This window comes from Pantoea sp. SS70, from assembly GCF_029866845.1.
Taxonomy (GTDB): Bacteria; Pseudomonadota; Gammaproteobacteria; order Enterobacterales; family Enterobacteriaceae; genus Pantoea; species Pantoea leporis.
Genome location: NZ_CP117199.1, coordinates 2,986,245 through 3,002,315 on the forward strand (window position 1 = coordinate 2,986,245; position 16,071 = coordinate 3,002,315).

The following is a 16,071-nucleotide window of genomic DNA, read 5'->3' on the forward strand; positions in this document are numbered from 1 at the left end:
GCGGACGCTTTCCCGTTGAAAAAACGTACTCCTTTTTTACTGGCCTTAATGGTTACAGTGCTTCCATTAAAAAGCATGGCGCAGTCGTCGCCCGATCCGCTGTTGGCATCGCAAATTGTTGATCGCTACGCCGAGCACATTTTCTATGGCAGCGGCGCAACCGGCATGGCGCTGGTGGCGATTGATGGCAATCAGCGGGTTTTCGCCAGCTTTGGTGATACGCGCCCCGGCAACAACGTGCGTCCGCAGCCCGATTCGGTGATTCGTATTGCCTCGCTCAGCAAGCTGATGACCAGCGAAGTGATGGTGAAGATGGCCGAACGCGGTCAACTGCGTCTTGACGATCCGCTGAGCAAATACGCGCCGCCTGGCGCGCGCGTGCCAAGCTATAACGGCCAGCCGATTCGCCTGATTGACCTCTCCACCCACACCAGCGGCCTGCCGCGCGAACAGCCTGGCGGTAAACCGCATCGTCCGGTGTTTGTCTGGCCGACCAAGTCCGATCGCTGGCAGTGGCTGAGCGGAGCGGCATTAAAGGCCGCGCCAGGCACCAATGCCGCCTATTCCAACCTGGGCTTTGATCTGCTGAGCGATGCGCTCGCCAAAGCGGCGGGCATGCCCTATCCAGCACTGTTCCAGCAGTTGATAACGCGTCCGCTGGGCATGAAAGACACCACCTTTACGCCGTCACCGGATCAGTGTCAGCGTCTGATGATTGCTGAGAAAGGTGCCAGTCCGTGTAACAACACGCTGGCGGCCATCGGTAGCGGCGGCGTTTACTCAACGCCAGACGATATGGGCCGCTGGATGCAGCAGTTCCTTAACTCGGCGGTGAATCACCGCACGCCGCAAATTGATCGCCTGCAAACGCTGATTTATCGTCGTGACCAGCTAACCAAAGTGGAAGGCATGGATGTGCCGGGCCGCGCCGATGCGCTGGGCATGGGTTGGGTCTATATGGGGCCGAAGGAAGGTCGTCCGGGGATTATTCAGAAAACCGGTGGCGGCGGCGGCTTCATTACCTATATGGCGATGGTGCCGCAGCACAACGTCGGCGTGTTTGTGGTGGTGACTCGCTCGCCGTTAACGCGTTTCACCCCGATGAGTGATGGCGTGAATAATATGCTGACCGAGCTGGTGGGTAATCAGTCGGGTTCACCGATGACGGTGCAAGCCATCCGCTAACTGGGTTGTGGTGCAGGCTGTAGCGGCGCAATTCATTGCGCGATAAATCGCGCCGCTACGGAATGTGCAATGATTTAATGCTGCACGTGGTATTAACGCGACTGCACCGGATTTTGCGATTCAGTGACCCAGAGTGTTGGCCAATCCTCACTGCTGTGCCACGCATCGCAGGTCTTCTCTTCCGCATACTCCGCCAGCACAAACTCATTGCCGTCATACTGCCAGCGCGTTGCCACGCCGCAATCCCCCAAACCACGTCCTTTACTGAAGGTGTAGAGCAATCCATGGCTGGCATCAAATTCCGCGTTCACCAACTCCAGCTGATTATCCCCGCGTGACGGCGGCGTAAACGGCAGCGTTAAGCTCAGCCCGCGCGACACATAAGGCTGCGTGCGCGTCACTTCAAAGGCCAGATCGATCACGTTATACGCACCGGTTTCGCAGCTGATCAGCAGTAGCGCTTTGCTGTCGGTCAGCGGCGACACGCTCACTTCACGCCGCAGTGGATCGAGCGAGCAGTTATCGGTATTCACCCGCCAGGTACCAAAATCAATTAAACCGCTGGTCTCTTCCTGCGTCAGCGGCGGCGGCGGCGGTAATGGCGAAGGTAACGCCGGTAACGCTGGCTGCGGCGGCACATCCCACTGCACGCGGTCGCCACGCTTCACCCAGGCGCTGGCACCGTTGACGCGGCCCTGCACGTCATCCATCAACAGTAATGCCGCCTTCATGCCGCTGAGCGGAATGGTGGCGTTGGCTTTATAGGTCAGCTGCAGATTTTGCGCATCCAGCGTCTGCGCCAGAAACTCGTCGATGGCGATAGCATTACTGGTCGCCAGATGATGCGGTTCCACCGTCCAGTGTTTAAGGTCTGGTGTGAGACGGCGTTGATCGAGTAGCAGGTTATCCTTGAGCGGGCCGCCCGGCAGCTCACCGCTGTAGGCGCTGCCGTAATCAATACGCAGCAAGGGACGATCGTTGACGCCAGCATGACGTGAGAGCGTCATCACTAAGCCGTTGTCACCGGGAAAACTGCGTGCCACGCAAAAAGCCGCGTTGTTACAGGTCAGTTGCCAGTCAGAAAATGACTTTTGCAGTGGCTGAGCCTGAACGCACGCGACAAAAAGAAAGGGCAATAAAAGCAGTAACTTCATCCAATACGACATCAAAAAATCGGTCCCCAAATTCCTGGAAAGAAAATAATAGCGCAACGGGAACGCTGTCAGCAGGCCTAAACTGTGAGCCGGCCCTAAAAGCGAGGTTAACCGCTGAAAAAGCCGTCACCTGTGGCGAACGGGTACTGGATGGGGCAAGCGCTCATCATCCGTTTTGACCGATTACTGCTCAATCGGATTCGTCGGACTCTTGTTAACTCATCACAAAACGGTCAAATACACACAAACGGTCATAAGCGGTCATGTTAGGTTAAATCCATGTTTTGGATTTGCAACGCGCGTAGAACGCGGATTTCGCGCCATTAGGCTTATTTATGTGAGACATATCACTTAATTTTGATAACCAGACATCTCATTTACATATAAGACAGATCCAGATCACTTTAATCAGCTAAGGCGTTTTGGTGACTGTGGACTCGTGCGCAGCCCACACTTTCTAAATGCGCTATCCAGTAATTTATAGCCATCGGAGGTTAGTTATGTTGCCGATTGAAAGACAGCAGCGAATTATTGACGAATTAAATTTAAATGGTCGGGTCATTGTCGCTGAATTAGTCACGTTATGTCAGGTTTCACAAGAAACTATTCGGCGTGATTTAACGCAGCTGGAGAAACGTGGTCTGTTACAACGCAGTCACGGTGGTGCGGTACCAGCAAAACGACAGGCCGCCAACATTCAGGGAAATACGCGAGGTGTTAACGAGTATGAATTATCTTTCCGCCAGAGAGTCAATGAACATGTTGATGCAAAAATGGCTATTGCCAAACGCGCACTCGATTTCATTAGCCCCGGCGATTGTATATTACTCGATAGCAGCACCACTTGCTGGTATTTAGCGCGACAGCTGCCGGATATTGAATTAACGGTATTAACCAATTCCATCAGGATTGTGCAAACCCTTGCGGCGCGCGGCAGCATCCGCACCATCTGTCTGGGGGGAGAATATTCTGACCGTTATGAAGATTTCCACGGCGTCGTCGCCGAGCAACCGCTTAGAGAATTTCAGATCAATAAGATCTTTTTCTCCTGTAGCAGTTTAGGCAATGACGGTTATTTACGTGAAGGTAACGAAAACAACGCACATTTAAAACAGCAAATGTTATTAGCAGCGGAAAGAAAACATCTGCTGCTGGACGGAAGTAAATTCCTGCGGCCCTCATTCGCGCGTATTTGTCATTATCGCGATGTGGACTTTCTCATTACTGACCAATTAAAAGACAAAGAGCTGGAACAAGAATTAGCGTGGAACGGCGTCAATATTATTGATTGCTCCCAGCGCAGCCATTCTATGCAGCTAATAAAAAATTAAATCGGAGTCTTTATGAAAAAACATCTTATCGCCTGTTCTCTGCTCGCCCTGTTTGCCGCCTCCGGCGCGCAGGCTGCTGACAAATTACGCATGGGCATCGTGGTGAAAATTGGCGGTATTCCGTGGTTCAACGCCATGGAAGCGGGCATCAAGAGTGAAGCGGCGAAACGCGGCATTGACGCCTGGATGGTGGGACCAACGGCGGCCGATCCGGCTCTGCAGGTGCGCGCTATCGAAGATTTGATTGCCCAGAAGGTCGACATCATTGGCGTGGTGCCGAATGACCCGAAAGTGCTGGAACCGGTGCTGAAGCGCGCCCGTGATGCTGGCATTGAAGTGATCACCCACGAATCGCCGGATCAGAAAGGCGCTAACTGGGACTTCGAACTGGTGGATGCGCCGACGCACGGCATCAACCATATGAAAGCGCTGGCGAAATGCATGCATGAAGAGGGCAAATACGCCATGTACGTCGGCAGCCTGACCGTGCCGTTGCACCAGCAGTGGACCGACGCCGCGCTGAATTATCAGAAAGAACACTATCCGAAGATGCAGATGGTCACCGACAAGTTTGGCGTCGGCGAATCGCTGGATGACTCGATTCGCACCACTAACGAACTGATGTCCAAGTATCCGGATTTGAAAGGAATTATGGCCTTTGGTTCACAAGGTCCGATTGGCGCCGGTCGCGCGGTGATGAACCGTAACAAGATCGATCAGGTCTGCGTAATTGGCGCCTTTAGTCCTGGCCAGGGCGCATCGCTGGTGCAGCGTGGCGCGATCAAAGGCGGCTACATCTGGAATCCACAAACCGCAGGCGAAGTGTTCGTACGTATCGCCGACATGATGCAGAAGAAAGAGCCAATCACCGACGGAATGACCATCGAGGGTTTGGGCAAAGTGAAAGTTGACGAGGCGACCCACACCATCCTCGGCAACAACACCGAAAGCCTGGACAAAGAGAACCTGCCAAAACTGGTGAAAATGGGGCTGTAATGATGAATGAGGTGATCCCACAGACGCTGATTGCGCTCGACAACCTGTCGAAAACATTTGGTGGCAACCGCGCACTGAGCGATATCTCGCTGACCTTACTGGCTGGCGAAGTGCACTGTCTCGCTGGCACCAACGGCTGTGGCAAGAGCACCTTAATCAAAGTCATTTCCGGGGTGCACGCCCCGGATAGCGGCAGCCGCATCACGCTGGGCGACGGCCCGAGCTTTCCGCGTCTGACCACTCGCCAGGCGCGTGACTTTGGCATCCAGGTGATTTATCAGGATCTGTCGCTGTTCCCCAACCTCAGCGTGGCGGAAAACATCGCCTTCGAGCACAACCTGAATAGCCTGCTCGGCTGGCATCGCAAAGCCAAACTGCGTGAAACCGCGCAGCGCATCATTGATGAACTGAAGTTTGAACTCGATCTCGATGAGAAAGTGGCGTCGCTGTCAATTGCGCAGCGTCAGCAAGTGGCGATCTGCCGCGCGCTGGTCGCCGATGCGCGGCTGGTGATCATGGATGAGCCGACGGCGTCGCTGACGCGCACCGAAGTGAATCAGCTGCTGCGCACCGTGCGTTACCTGAAAGACAAAAACATCTGCGTGGTGTTTGTCAGCCATCGACTGGATGAAGTGCTGGAGATCTCAGATCGCGTGACGGTGATCCGCGACGGCCGCAAAATGGGCTGCTGGCCCGCCAAAGCGATGACGCCGCACCATCTGACCGAACTGATGACCGGCCTGAAGCTCGACTATCAGCTGAAAACGCCGACGCGCCATGACGATCGCCTGATCCTCGAAGTCGAAAAACTCACGCGCGCCGGACAATACCATGACGTTAATTTCAAACTCTATCAGGGCGAAGTGCTGGGCCTGTGCGGCCTTTTAGGCTCGGGCCGCACCGAACTGGCGCTGTCGCTGTTTGGCATGACCAAACCGGACAGCGGCAAGATCTGGCTCGACAGCAAACCGGTGCGATTCCGTGGGCACGAAGATGCGATCAAAGCCGGCATCGGCTACGTCTCCGAAGATCGCTTAACCCTGGGTTTGGTGCAGCAACAATCGGTGGCCGACAACATGGTGCTGCCGATCCTCGACAAGCTGCAAAACCGTTTCCACCTGATTGATGAATACCGCAAGAACAAGCTGATCCTGCAGTGGATTCAGCAGCTTGGCGTGCGTGTTGCCGATCCCAATCTGGCGATTTCCACGCTCTCCGGCGGCAACCAGCAGAAAATCGTGCTGGCGAAATGGGTGCTGACCCAGCCGCGCATTCTGATTCTCGATTCGCCCACCGTTGGCGTGGATGTCGGCGCTAAAGCCAGCATCTATCAGCTGATTCATCTGCTGGCGAAAGAGGGTTTGTCGATCATCCTGATTTCCGACGAAGTGCCGGAGGTTTGGTACAACTGCGACCGCATCCTGCACTTCCGTGATGGCACCGTTCATGCCGAATACCAACCCGATACCGTTGAGCAACAGCAGCTGGCGGAGGTGATCAATGCCTGATTTTTCTCGTTTACGTCCGAGCTCCAGCCAGGGCTGGCTGGCCTGGGTTTTGCTGGCGTTCATTGTGTTTTTCTCTGCCGCCAGCGATCAGTTCCTGACGGTGCAAAACCTGCTGGATCTGGCAGAAAGCTACGCCGTGACCGGCATCTTTGCCCTCGGCCTGTTTGTGGTGCTGGTGACCGGCGGCATCGATATCTCCTTTGCTGCGGTGGCGTCGGTGGTGCAATACCTGATCGCCTCGCTGTTTGTGCAGTTCCAGTTTGATAACGCCCTGCTCAGCATCCTGCTGGCGGTGGTGTGCGGCACGCTGTTTGGCGTGATCAACGCCCTGCTGATCACCACGCTGCGCGTCGTCTCGATCATCATCACCATCAGCATGCAGTCGCTGCTGTTTGGCATGTTGATGTGGGTAACCGGCGGCAAAAGCCTCTATTCGCTGCCGGACTGGTGGATCACGCTGCGCAGCGTGCTGCCATTCACCTGGCAAGGTAACAGCTTCCAGATTGGCTTGCCGCTGGTGACCATGCTGGTGATTGCCGGACTCACCGCGCTGCTGCTGAACAAAACCAATCTCGGTCGCCAACTGTATGCGGTGGGCGGCGATGCGGAATCGGCGCGCCGCATCGGTATTCGCGTCGGTCTGATTCATGTCTTCGCCTATGGCTGGCTGGGTGCCATGGCGGCGATTGGCGGCTTGGTGCAGGTCTATCGCATGGGCGAAGTGGTGCCAAATGCGCTGGTCGGCGGCGAGCTGGATGTGCTGGCCGCCACGGTGCTGGGCGGTGCCAGCCTGATGGGCGGCAAAGGCACGGTGAGCGGCACGCTGATGGGTGTCTTTCTTATCGCCATCCTGAAGAACGGCCTCAACCTGATTGGCGTCTCCAACTACTTCATGAACATCGTGGTGGGCGGCGTGATCATGGTGGCTATCGCCGTGACTCACTACAAAAAACGTAAAGAAACTGATGTCAGTTTCGTCTAACGGGAGCCGCATCAACATGAAATCACTCTCTGCTCTGCGTCCGGACGGCACCAATATCGGCCTGATGCTGTTAATCGCGCTGGCGCTGGCGATCTTTACCGTCATGTTGCCGGGCCGCTTTCTCACTGATTCGACCTTTATGAGTATGGCATTTCAGCTGCCCGAGCTGGGCTTGCTGACGCTGGCGATGTTTATCGCCATTCTCAGCGGCGGACTGAATCTGGCAATCATCGCCACCGCCAACCTGACGGCGCTGTTTATCGCCTGGACGCTGATGCGCGCCCTGCCCGCCGATGCGGGAACCGGTATGCAACTGTTGTGGCTGTTCATCGCCATCATCGGCGCGATGCTGATTGCCGCGCTGATTGGCGTGATTACCGGCGTGATGGTAACGCGCATCGGTGCGCACCCGATTCTGGTGACGCTGGCGACCATGATGACGCTGAACGGCATCGGCATCTGGCTGACCAAAGGCGCGGCCGTCAGCGGCATGCCGTCGGTGGTGCAGGCGCTCGGTTCCAACACGCTGCTCGGCGTTCCGCTGCCGCTGTGGGTGTTCCTGTTTGCCGCCGCGCTGCTGGCGCTGTTCCTCGGCAAAACCCGCGCCGGTAAATGCATCTATATGGGCGGCAGCAACATCAACGCCACCTGGTTTAGCGGCATCAATACGCATCGCATGGTGATTCTGGTGTACGTCATCTCCAGCCTGCTGTGCGTGTTGGCCGGTTTGATCATGATGGCGCGCTTCAACTCGGCGCGTATGGGTTACGGCGATGCGTATCTGCTGCTGACGGTGCTGGCCATTATCCTTGGCGGCACCGACCCGAATGGCGGCTTTGGTCGCGTGACCGGCGTGGTGCTGGCGCTGATCGCCCTGCAAGTGCTCTCCACCGGCTTCAACCTGATGAACATCAGCCAGCACGTTAGCCTGGCAATGTGGGGCGCGGTGCTGATTGTGGTGTTGGCCTTCAAACAATTCAAAACTCGCTTTAACGAACATCGTGCCGTCAAGCTCAGCAAACTGGCGGCGGCGCTTAACCCTTTGACCGAAAAAAAGGAAGTATGATGCGTATTCAAGTCTCCCCGTCGTTGATGTGTATGAATCTGATGGAGATCAAGCACCAGCTCGCCGTGCTGGACTCCCGCGCCGACTTCCTGCATATCGACATTATGGATGGTCACTACGTGAAAAATATCACGCTGTCGCCGTTCTTTATTGAGCAGATTCGCCCGTTCACCAAAGTGGCGCTGGATGTGCATTTGATGGTCGAGCAGCCTACCGATTTCATAGAAGTGATTGCCAAAGCGGGTGCCGATTACATCTGCCCGCACGCCGAAACCATCAACCGCGATGCATTCCGGGTGATTAATATGATCCGCAGCTTCGGCAAGAAAGTGGGTGTGGTGCTTAACCCCGCTACGCCGGTCTCCTTTATCCACCACTACATTCATTTGGTGGATAAGATCACCGTGATGACGGTGGATCCCGGCTACGCCGGACAACCGTTTATTCCGGAAATGGTGCAGAAGGTGCAAGAGCTGAAAGCGCTGAAGCAGGCCAACGGCTATCAATATCTGATTGAGATCGACGGTTCCTGCAATACACGCACTTATAACACGCTGGTCGGTGCGGGCGCAGAAGTGCTGATTGTCGGCACCTCCGGCCTGTTCAATATTCACGACGACCTGGAAACCGCCTGGAATATGATGCGCGAAAGCATTGATGAGGCTCAGGGATTGGCGCAGGTATCCGCATGAAAAAATGCTGGCTCGGTATCGACATTGGCGGCACCGGCACACGTCTGCAGCTGATGGAAGAGGAGCGCGTTTGGTCGAGCTTCCGTAAAGTGCCGACGGCCAGCTGGGCGCAGCAGCCTGATGCACTTTACGCGTTGGGCCAGTTAATCAGCGAAACGCTGGAGCAGCAGCCGGTTAGCGGCGTGATGCTCGGATTACCCGGCATTCTCAGCCGTGACCGCCAGCAGGTGATTTCGCTGCCGTTTATTCAGGCGCTGGACCAGCAACCGGTTGCCGCGCGGCTCACCGAACGCCTTGGCGTACCGGTGGCGATGGACAAAGATGTTAATCATCTGATGCTGTGGGATTTACTGCAGCTGGAGCAGCTGCCAGACAGCGCGGTGGGTTTGTATCCCGGCACCGGCATGGGCAACAGCCTGTGGCTTAACGGCCAGTTTTATCATGGTCAACACGGTGGCGCGGGTGAGCTTGGTCATGTGCCTGTTGCCGGCAACGATCTGCCCTGCCCGTGCGGCAATCGTGGCTGTGCGGAAACCGTGACGTCGGGCCATTGGCTGAGTCGCTGGGCGAGCACCCATGTGCCGGAAACCAACATGTCGGCGCTGTTTACCCAGCATCGTGAGCATCCGGAGCTGCAGGCTTTTGTACAGCGGCTGGCGCAACTGATTGCCACCGAGATGAACATACTCGATCCGGAATACCTGATTCTGGGCGGCGGCGTGCTGGCGATGGCGGACTTCCCGCTGGCACAGCTGCGCAGCCAGATTCAGCAGCATCTTCGTCCACCCGCCACGCGTGAGGGTTTGAAGATCGTGTTTAGCCAATCCACCGACCACACCGGTTGTCGCGGTGCCTGTTTAGCCGCCGAACGTCTGTTCAGGAGTGTATGATGAAAGGAAAAGTGTGTGTGTTTGGCTCGTTCAACCTCGACGTAGTCGCGGTAATGAACCGCTTTCCGATGCCGGGCGAATCGCTCACCGCCCATACCAGCATGATGGGACCGGGCGGCAAAGGCGCGAATCAGGCGACGGCCGCGCTGCGCGCCGGCGCGCGCGTGCACTATATCGGTAAGATTGGTAATGATGACTTCGGCATGTTTGCGCGTCGCCATCTGGAAAAGACCGGTTTCGATGCCATCACCTTGTTTACCTGCAAGGAGAAACCGACCGGCAATGCGCTGATTTATGTCGCCGGGGACGATGCCGAGAACATGATTTCGGTCTATCCCGGCGCGAACACCACCGTAACGGCCGCCGAGGTGACGCGCTGCCAACCCACCGTTGCGGCAGCCGATATTCTGCTGGTGCAGCTGGAGAATAATCTCAGCGCCATCCAGCGCATGATCGACAACGCGCGCGCCGGCGGCACCTTTGTGATTATGAATCCCGCGCCCTGGCAAAAAGTCACCGATGCGCTGCTGGCAAAAGTGGATTTGCTGACACCTAACAGTACCGAAGCGATGCAGCTGACCGGCGTGAAGGTCACCGACTTCGCCAGCGCGCAGCAAGCGGCAGAGAAGCTGCATCGCAAAGGGGCGCGTCAGGTGATTATTACGTTGGGGGTTTGCGGTGCGTTGCTGTCAGTAGCTGACCAGCCACCGCTGCGTATTCCGCTGTTTCCGGCTCAGCCGCTGGATACCACCGGCGCGGGCGATGCGTTTAATGGCGCACTGGCGGCGCGGCTGGCTTCCGGCGATGAACTGCCACAGGCGGCGCTGTTTGCTTCAGCTTATGCTTCGCTGTGTGTGGAACGCTCCGGTGCAGCGCACTCGATGCCTTCGTATGCCGAAGCACTGGCAAGACTGCAGGCGTATCCGCAATGTGTCCCGGAAACGTTGGGAGAGTGTGTGTAAGGCAAGATGGCCACACATTGCTGTAGCGGCGCAATTTATTGCGCATTTTCACCTCGATGAAAAGGTCAAAAGAGCGCAATAAATTGCGCCGCTACGGTCAAAACTACGCCTGCAACCAACCGGCGATCTGCGCATGCTGCAGCAGCATAATGGCTTTACCGTCACGAATGCGGCCATCTTTCACCATCGCCAGCGCCTCCGGGAAACTCAGCTCCAGCACGGTAATCTCTTCATCCTCAACGCCACCGCCCTTGTTGGCGCGCTGTGCATCGCTGTATTCCGCGGCGAAGAAGTGGATCAGTTCAGTCACGCCGCCCGGCGACATGTAGGCTTCAAAAACTTTATCGACCTTACCCACCTGATAGCCGGTCTCTTCTATCGCTTCTTTGCGGATGCAATCTTCCGGCGAGTCGTCATCCAGCAGCCCGGCGCAGGTCTCAATCAGTTCGCCACTTTCATTGCCATTGACATAAGTGGCAATGCGGAACTGACGCACCAGCAGCACGCTATTTTTTTCAGTGTTGTACAGCAGGATGGTGGCACCGTTTCCGCGATCGTACACTTCTCGCTTATGGCGCACGACTTCGCCGTTGTTGCGGGTGAGTTCGTAGGTGAAGTTGCGCAGCACAAACCAGTTTTCTGACAGCAACTTGTCTTTGATGATGTTGATCTTTAACGACATAACCGCTCCACTGCTAAATTGAGGGAGCCTGAGATGATAGGCCGAAGCGGTGGGGAAAACTATCTGAATTGTGAGGCCGGTCGCCGTGATGGGCGCTCCTGACTCAGTGCACAGATTGTAGCGGCGCAATGGGTTGCGCGTTAAATCGCGCCGCTACGGATTGTGCAGTGGTTTGATGCGCTGCGGTAGTGATCGGCATTACGCCAATTTATGCCGCGTTGTTAGGCCTCAAAAACCGTTGGGTTGGTCTTTCATATCGGGCAGATGGTGCGCGATACCTTTGTGGCAATCGATACAGGTTTTCCCTTCCTCAACTGCTTTGCTGTGCATCTTCGCGGCGACGGTTTTCTGCGCGGTGAAATCCATATAATCGAAGTTGTGGCAGTTACGACACTCCTGCGAATTATTGTTTTTCATCCTGCGCCACTCGTTTTGCGCCAGCTTGATGCGATGATCCTCGAACTTTTGCGGCGTATCAATGATGCCGAAAATCTTGGCATACACCTCTTTGCTCGCCTGGATCTTACGCAGCATTTTCGGGCCCCACTCGTGCGGCACGTGACAATCCGGACAGGTGGCGCGCACGCCGCTGCGGTTGTTGTAGTGCACCGTCTGCATATATTCCTGATAGACGTTATTACGCATCTCATGGCAGCCGATACAGAACTGCTCGCGGTTGGTCATCTCCATTGCGGTGTTGAAGCCGCCCCAGAAAATGATGCCGCCAGCAAAGCCCAGAGTCAGTAGCGTACCGAGCGCCAGACGGCTCGGACGCCGCCACCAGCGCCAGATGCGCAGAAGTTTCTCTTTCATCATGTCCTCACTTACCGAAGCCGTCAGCCGGTTTGAAGGTGTTTTCCACCACCGGTTTGGCATCGGTTTGCGGTACGTGACACTGCAGGCAGAAGTAGCGACGCGGCGACACGGTGCTGCTCACCAGTCCATCGCGATCGGTGAAGTGCGTTGGGCTAACGCGTGGCGCGCCGGTGGTGAGATAGCTCTGCGTGCCGTGACACTGCAGACAACGGTTCACGTTTTTCGTCACCTGATAGCCATCGACGCTATGCGGGATCACCGGCGGCTGATTCACGTAGTTCAACGGCTTGCGGCTCTGCTCTTTGGGCTGATGAATGGTGCCCTGCTGCGTGGCCGTCACTTCCGGTGACTGATTGAGATCGACGCCGTTGTGGGCGTAAACCGTGCCGCCCAGTATCAGGGCGGCTAAAGTAACAAGTGTGATTAAGGGTTTCATTGCATCCTGCCTTAAATTTTAACCAGCTTGACGGCGCATTTTTTGTAATCGGTCTGCTTCGACAGCGGATCGGTGGCGTCCAGCGTGACGTTGTTGGCCAGCACGCCCGCATCAAAGAACGGCATAAATACCAGACCTTTGGGCGGCTGATTGCGACCGCGCGTTTCCACGGTGGCAAGGGTTTCGCCACGACGCGACACCACGCGGACTTTCTCGCCGCGACGGAAATTGCGCTCTTTGGCATCCAGCGGATGTATATAGAGTAGCGCCTGCGGCACTGCGCGGTGCAGCTCCGGCACGCGACGCGTCATGGTGCCGGTGTGCCAGTGTTCCAGCACGCGACCGGTACAGAACCACAGGTCGTACTCTTCATCCGGCGATTCGGCTGGCGCTTCGTAGGGCAGCGCGAAAATGGTGGCTTTACCATCCGGCTTGCCGTAGAAACGCACGCCTTCACCGGCTTTGACGTAGCTGTCGTAACCTTCGCGATAGCGCCAGCGCGTCTCTTTGCCATCCACCACCGGCCAGCGCAGGCCGCGCGCCTGATGGTAAGCATCGAACGGCGCAAGATCGTGGCCGTGACCGCGACCAAAGCTGGCGTACTCCTCGAACAAGCCTTTCTGGATGTAGAAACCAAACTCGCGCGCTTCATCATTCAACTGATCATCTGCCACTTCACTCAGTGGGAATTGGTTGACCTGGCCATTGGCGTACAGCACATCAAACAGCGTTTTGTCGCGCAGCTCCGGATTCTGCGCCAGCAGCGCTTCCGGCCACACTTCCGCTACCTTGAAACGTTTGGAGAAATTCACCAGCTGCCACAGATCGGATTTTGCGTCGCCCGGCGCTTTCACCTGCTGATGCCAGAACTGAGTGCGACGCTCGGCATTGCCATACGCGCCCTCTTTCTCCACCCACATCGCAGTGGGCAGAATCAGGTCAGCCGACAAGGCGCTGACGGTGGGATAGGGATCGGAAACCACGATGAAGTTGCGCTCATCGCGCCAGCCCGGCATACGCTCCTGCGTCAGGTTGGGACCGGCCTGCATGTTGTTGTTACACATCACCCAGTAGGCGTTGAGCTTGCCATCTTTCAGCGCGCGATCCTGCGCCACGGCGTGCAAACCAATTTTGGCCGGCACCGTGCCCTGCGGCAGCTTCCACAGCTTCTCGGCGGTAGCGCGGTGTTTGTCATTATTAACCACCATGTCCGCCGGTAAACGGTGCGAGAAGGTGCCGACTTCACGCGCCGTACCGCACGCCGATGGCTGGCCGGTGAGCGAGAACGGACCGGTGCCCGGACGTGAAATTTTGCCGGTCAATAAGTGCAGGTTGTAGCACAGGTTATTAGCCCACACACCGCGCGTATGCTGGTTGAAGCCCATGGTCCAGTACGACACCACGTTGACTTTCGGATCGGCATACAGCTCGGCGAGGGCGATGAGTTGATCTTTCTCCACACCGCTCATTGCGCTGGCTTTTTCCACCGTGTACTCAGAGACAAACTTCGCAAATTCGTCAAAGCTCATCGGCGTGGATTCGCCGCTGTCCGGGTTCTTCGCTGAAGCCTGACGCGGATCGGTGGGGCGCAAACCGTAACCGATGTCGGTCACACCTTTGCGTAGCGTAACGTGATTCTGCAGGAAGGTTTTATCGACCTTGTTGTTCTGAATAATGTAGTTGGCGATGAAGTTGAGGATCGCCAGATCGCTCTGCGGTGTGAACACCATCGCGTTGTCGGCCAGCTCAAAACTGCGATGACGATAGGTGGAAAGCACCGCCACTTTGACATTCTCACTGCTGAGACGACGCGCGGTGATACGTGACCAGAGAATCGGATGCATCTCCGCCATGTTGGAGCCCCACAGCACAAAAGCGTCGGCCTGCTCGATGTCGTCGTAGCAGCCCATCGGTTCGTCCATGCCGAAGGTGCGCATAAAGCCAACCACCGCTGAAGCCATGCAGTGACGCGCATTGGGATCGAGGTTGTTGGTGCGGAAACCGGCTTTCATCAGCTTGGAGGCCGCATAACCTTCCCACACCGTCCACTGACCGGAACCGAACATGCCGACCGAATCCGGGCCGTTGGCTTTCAGCGCCGCTTTGAACTTCTCTTCCATGATGTCGAAGGCTTGATCCCAGCTGACCGGGGTGAACTCGCCCTCTTTGGCATATTTACCGTCGGTCATGCGCAGCAGCGGCTGGGTCAGACGATCTTTCCCGTACATGATCTTCGGCAGGAAATAGCCTTTGATACAGTTCAGACCGCGGTTCACTTCTGCCTGCGGATCGCCCTGCGACGCCACTACGCGGCCATCCTGGGTGCCAACCAGCACGCCACAGCCGGTGCCGCAGAATCGGCACGGCGCTTTTTCCCAGCGAATTGGCGCAGCCAATGAGGTCGCGGCTTTGGCGACGGTGGGAATGGTGAGTCCTGCAGCCGTTGCAGCAGCAGCCGCCGCATTGGCCTTCATAAAATCACGACGACTTATGCTCATGATGCTTCCTTACAAGGTTCTTCAATTTCGTCTTGCTGGTGATACACCAGCGATACCGCCAACACGCCAGCGATGTTGCGGCTCTCTTCAATATTGCGCAGCAGCGCGGCGCTATCCGCGGCACCCAGCGTCACCGCCAGCGTGCCGCGCGCGGCGTCTTCCGCGGCGATGTCGCAATCGGCAAAGGCCAGCAGCGCACTTTTTACGGCGGGAATCGACGCCGGCCGTGCCTGAATCACCAGGCCGCAGACGTGCCAACTGTTTTCATGGTTCATGATGTAATCCTGTGGCTGAGACCGGGCAAGGCGCGATGCAGGCGCCGCAACCGGTGCAATGCTGCGGAAGGGTTTCAGGCTGTGCGATGCCGTTCGGCATCAGCTGGAAACGGATGGCTTGCTGTTCACAACTCTCCTGACAGCTGCGGCAGTTCACGCCAAGGAAGGTGATGCAGCGGTTGTCGATGCGAATGCGCTGTGGAAACGGCTCGGTTTCACGCGCGTGGAATAGCGGCTGCGGGCAAGCGTCCACGCACGCGGCGCAAAACGTGCATTCACCCTGCAGAAAATCGAGGTGCGGCACTTCACCGGCAGCCAGGCGGATGATGTGGGTTTCGCAGGCCGAGACGCATGTGCCGCAGCCATCACAACCCTTCTCTCCCCGCCACCATGGCAAAGCGATGCCGTCAGCAGACGCTACGCGCTGCCCGGTAAAGAGTTCACGTCGCGACAGCGCCATCGGTTCACCTTAAACGGGGGAAAGAGAGATGGTGCGTAAAATAACCTGACGCTAAAGAGGGCTATATCACCCCAAAGGGGTAAATCCCGACGTGGGATCAAGTGAAGGGGAATTGAAATAAAAACGGGGGCCAAAAGG

The 16,071-nt window shown here is 56.7% G+C and carries 16 protein-coding genes; 9 read left to right on the forward strand and 7 right to left on the reverse strand.

The window, feature by feature from the left end; all coding sequences use genetic code 11:
* Window positions 1-15: 15 nt before the first annotated feature.
* On the forward strand, window positions 16-1,185 hold the full coding sequence (gene ampH / locus PO881_RS13810; protein ID WP_192411415.1) for a D-alanyl-D-alanine-carboxypeptidase/endopeptidase AmpH: 1,170 nt from the start codon (window positions 16-18) through the stop codon (window positions 1,183-1,185).
* Window positions 1,186-1,277: 92 nt separating this feature from the next.
* On the opposite strand, the gene PO881_RS13815 is transcribed toward ampH, so the two are convergent.
* Window positions 1,278-2,351: a DUF1176 domain-containing protein gene (locus PO881_RS13815; protein WP_277973940.1), complete on the reverse strand. Its 1,074-nt coding sequence runs from the start codon at window positions 2,349-2,351 to the stop codon at window positions 1,278-1,280.
* A 488-nt stretch (window positions 2,352-2,839) separates the two neighbouring features.
* Here PO881_RS13815 and PO881_RS13820 point away from each other — a divergent pair, with 488 nt between their 5' ends.
* Genes PO881_RS13820 through PO881_RS13855 form a run of 8 tightly spaced genes read left to right on the forward strand, consistent with a single transcriptional unit; the run spans window position 2,840 to window position 10,766 of the window.
* Window positions 2,840-3,670, forward strand: a complete 831-nt coding sequence (locus PO881_RS13820) for a DeoR/GlpR family DNA-binding transcription regulator (protein ID WP_101763547.1) — start codon at window positions 2,840-2,842, stop codon at window positions 3,668-3,670.
* Window positions 3,671-3,682: 12 nt separating this feature from the next.
* Entirely contained in the window at window positions 3,683-4,666 is a 984-nt protein-coding gene (locus PO881_RS13825) for a substrate-binding domain-containing protein (protein ID WP_110866506.1), read from the forward strand.
* Between the two features lie 2 nt (window positions 4,667-4,668).
* Complete coding sequence (locus PO881_RS13830; protein WP_110866694.1) at window positions 4,669-6,174, forward strand: sugar ABC transporter ATP-binding protein; 1,506 nt, start codon at window positions 4,669-4,671, stop codon at window positions 6,172-6,174.
* The gene (locus tag PO881_RS13835) at window positions 6,167-7,156 is read left to right on the forward strand and encodes an ABC transporter permease (RefSeq protein ID WP_277973941.1); all 990 of its coding nucleotides are present in this window, start codon (window positions 6,167-6,169) and stop codon (window positions 7,154-7,156) included. The genes PO881_RS13830 and PO881_RS13835 overlap by 8 nt, the downstream gene beginning before the upstream one ends.
* 16 nt (window positions 7,157-7,172) lie before the next feature.
* Window positions 7,173-8,222, forward strand: coding sequence for an ABC transporter permease (locus tag PO881_RS13840; protein ID WP_110866505.1), 1,050 nt, complete (start codon window positions 7,173-7,175; stop codon window positions 8,220-8,222).
* Window positions 8,222-8,914, forward strand: coding sequence for a D-allulose 6-phosphate 3-epimerase (alsE, locus tag PO881_RS13845; RefSeq protein ID WP_061717928.1), 693 nt, complete (start codon window positions 8,222-8,224; stop codon window positions 8,912-8,914). Before PO881_RS13840 ends, alsE begins: the two co-directional genes overlap by 1 nt.
* Window positions 8,911-9,804 carry an allose kinase gene (gene alsK / locus PO881_RS13850; protein WP_280171945.1) on the forward strand — a complete coding sequence of 298 codons (894 nt, stop codon included), beginning with the start codon at window positions 8,911-8,913 and terminating at the stop codon, window positions 9,802-9,804. The genes alsE and alsK overlap by 4 nt, the downstream gene beginning before the upstream one ends.
* The gene (locus PO881_RS13855) at window positions 9,804-10,766 is read left to right on the forward strand and encodes a ribokinase (RefSeq protein WP_101763542.1); all 963 of its coding nucleotides are present in this window, start codon (window positions 9,804-9,806) and stop codon (window positions 10,764-10,766) included. The genes alsK and PO881_RS13855 overlap by 1 nt, the downstream gene beginning before the upstream one ends.
* Window positions 10,767-10,869: 103 nt before the next feature.
* Here PO881_RS13855 and nudK read toward each other — a convergent pair whose 3' ends face one another.
* The 6 genes from nudK to napF all read right to left on the reverse strand — a co-directional run bounded on the left by nudK (window position 10,870) and on the right by napF (window position 15,933).
* Window positions 10,870-11,448 (reverse strand): GDP-mannose pyrophosphatase NudK, encoded by a 579-nt coding sequence (gene nudK, locus PO881_RS13860; RefSeq protein ID WP_101763541.1) that lies wholly within the window; start codon window positions 11,446-11,448, stop codon window positions 10,870-10,872.
* 228 nt (window positions 11,449-11,676) lie between these two features.
* Window positions 11,677-12,261: a cytochrome c-type protein NapC gene (napC, locus tag PO881_RS13865; protein WP_280172904.1), complete on the reverse strand. Its 585-nt coding sequence runs from the start codon at window positions 12,259-12,261 to the stop codon at window positions 11,677-11,679.
* Between the two features lie 7 nt (window positions 12,262-12,268).
* Window positions 12,269-12,700, reverse strand: a complete 432-nt coding sequence (gene napB / locus PO881_RS13870; protein ID WP_280171946.1) for a nitrate reductase cytochrome c-type subunit — start codon at window positions 12,698-12,700, stop codon at window positions 12,269-12,271.
* An 11-nt stretch (window positions 12,701-12,711) separates the two neighbouring features.
* Window positions 12,712-15,198: a nitrate reductase catalytic subunit NapA gene (gene napA / locus PO881_RS13875; RefSeq protein ID WP_280171947.1), complete on the reverse strand. Its 2,487-nt coding sequence runs from the start codon at window positions 15,196-15,198 to the stop codon at window positions 12,712-12,714.
* Window positions 15,195-15,473 (reverse strand): chaperone NapD, encoded by a 279-nt coding sequence (locus tag PO881_RS13880; RefSeq protein ID WP_176971097.1) that lies wholly within the window; start codon window positions 15,471-15,473, stop codon window positions 15,195-15,197. The genes napA and PO881_RS13880 overlap by 4 nt, the downstream gene beginning before the upstream one ends.
* The gene (napF, locus tag PO881_RS13885; RefSeq protein ID WP_192233061.1) at window positions 15,463-15,933 is read right to left on the reverse strand and encodes a ferredoxin-type protein NapF; all 471 of its coding nucleotides are present in this window, start codon (window positions 15,931-15,933) and stop codon (window positions 15,463-15,465) included. Before napF ends, PO881_RS13880 begins: the two co-directional genes overlap by 11 nt.
* Window positions 15,934-16,071 lie beyond the last annotated feature (138 nt).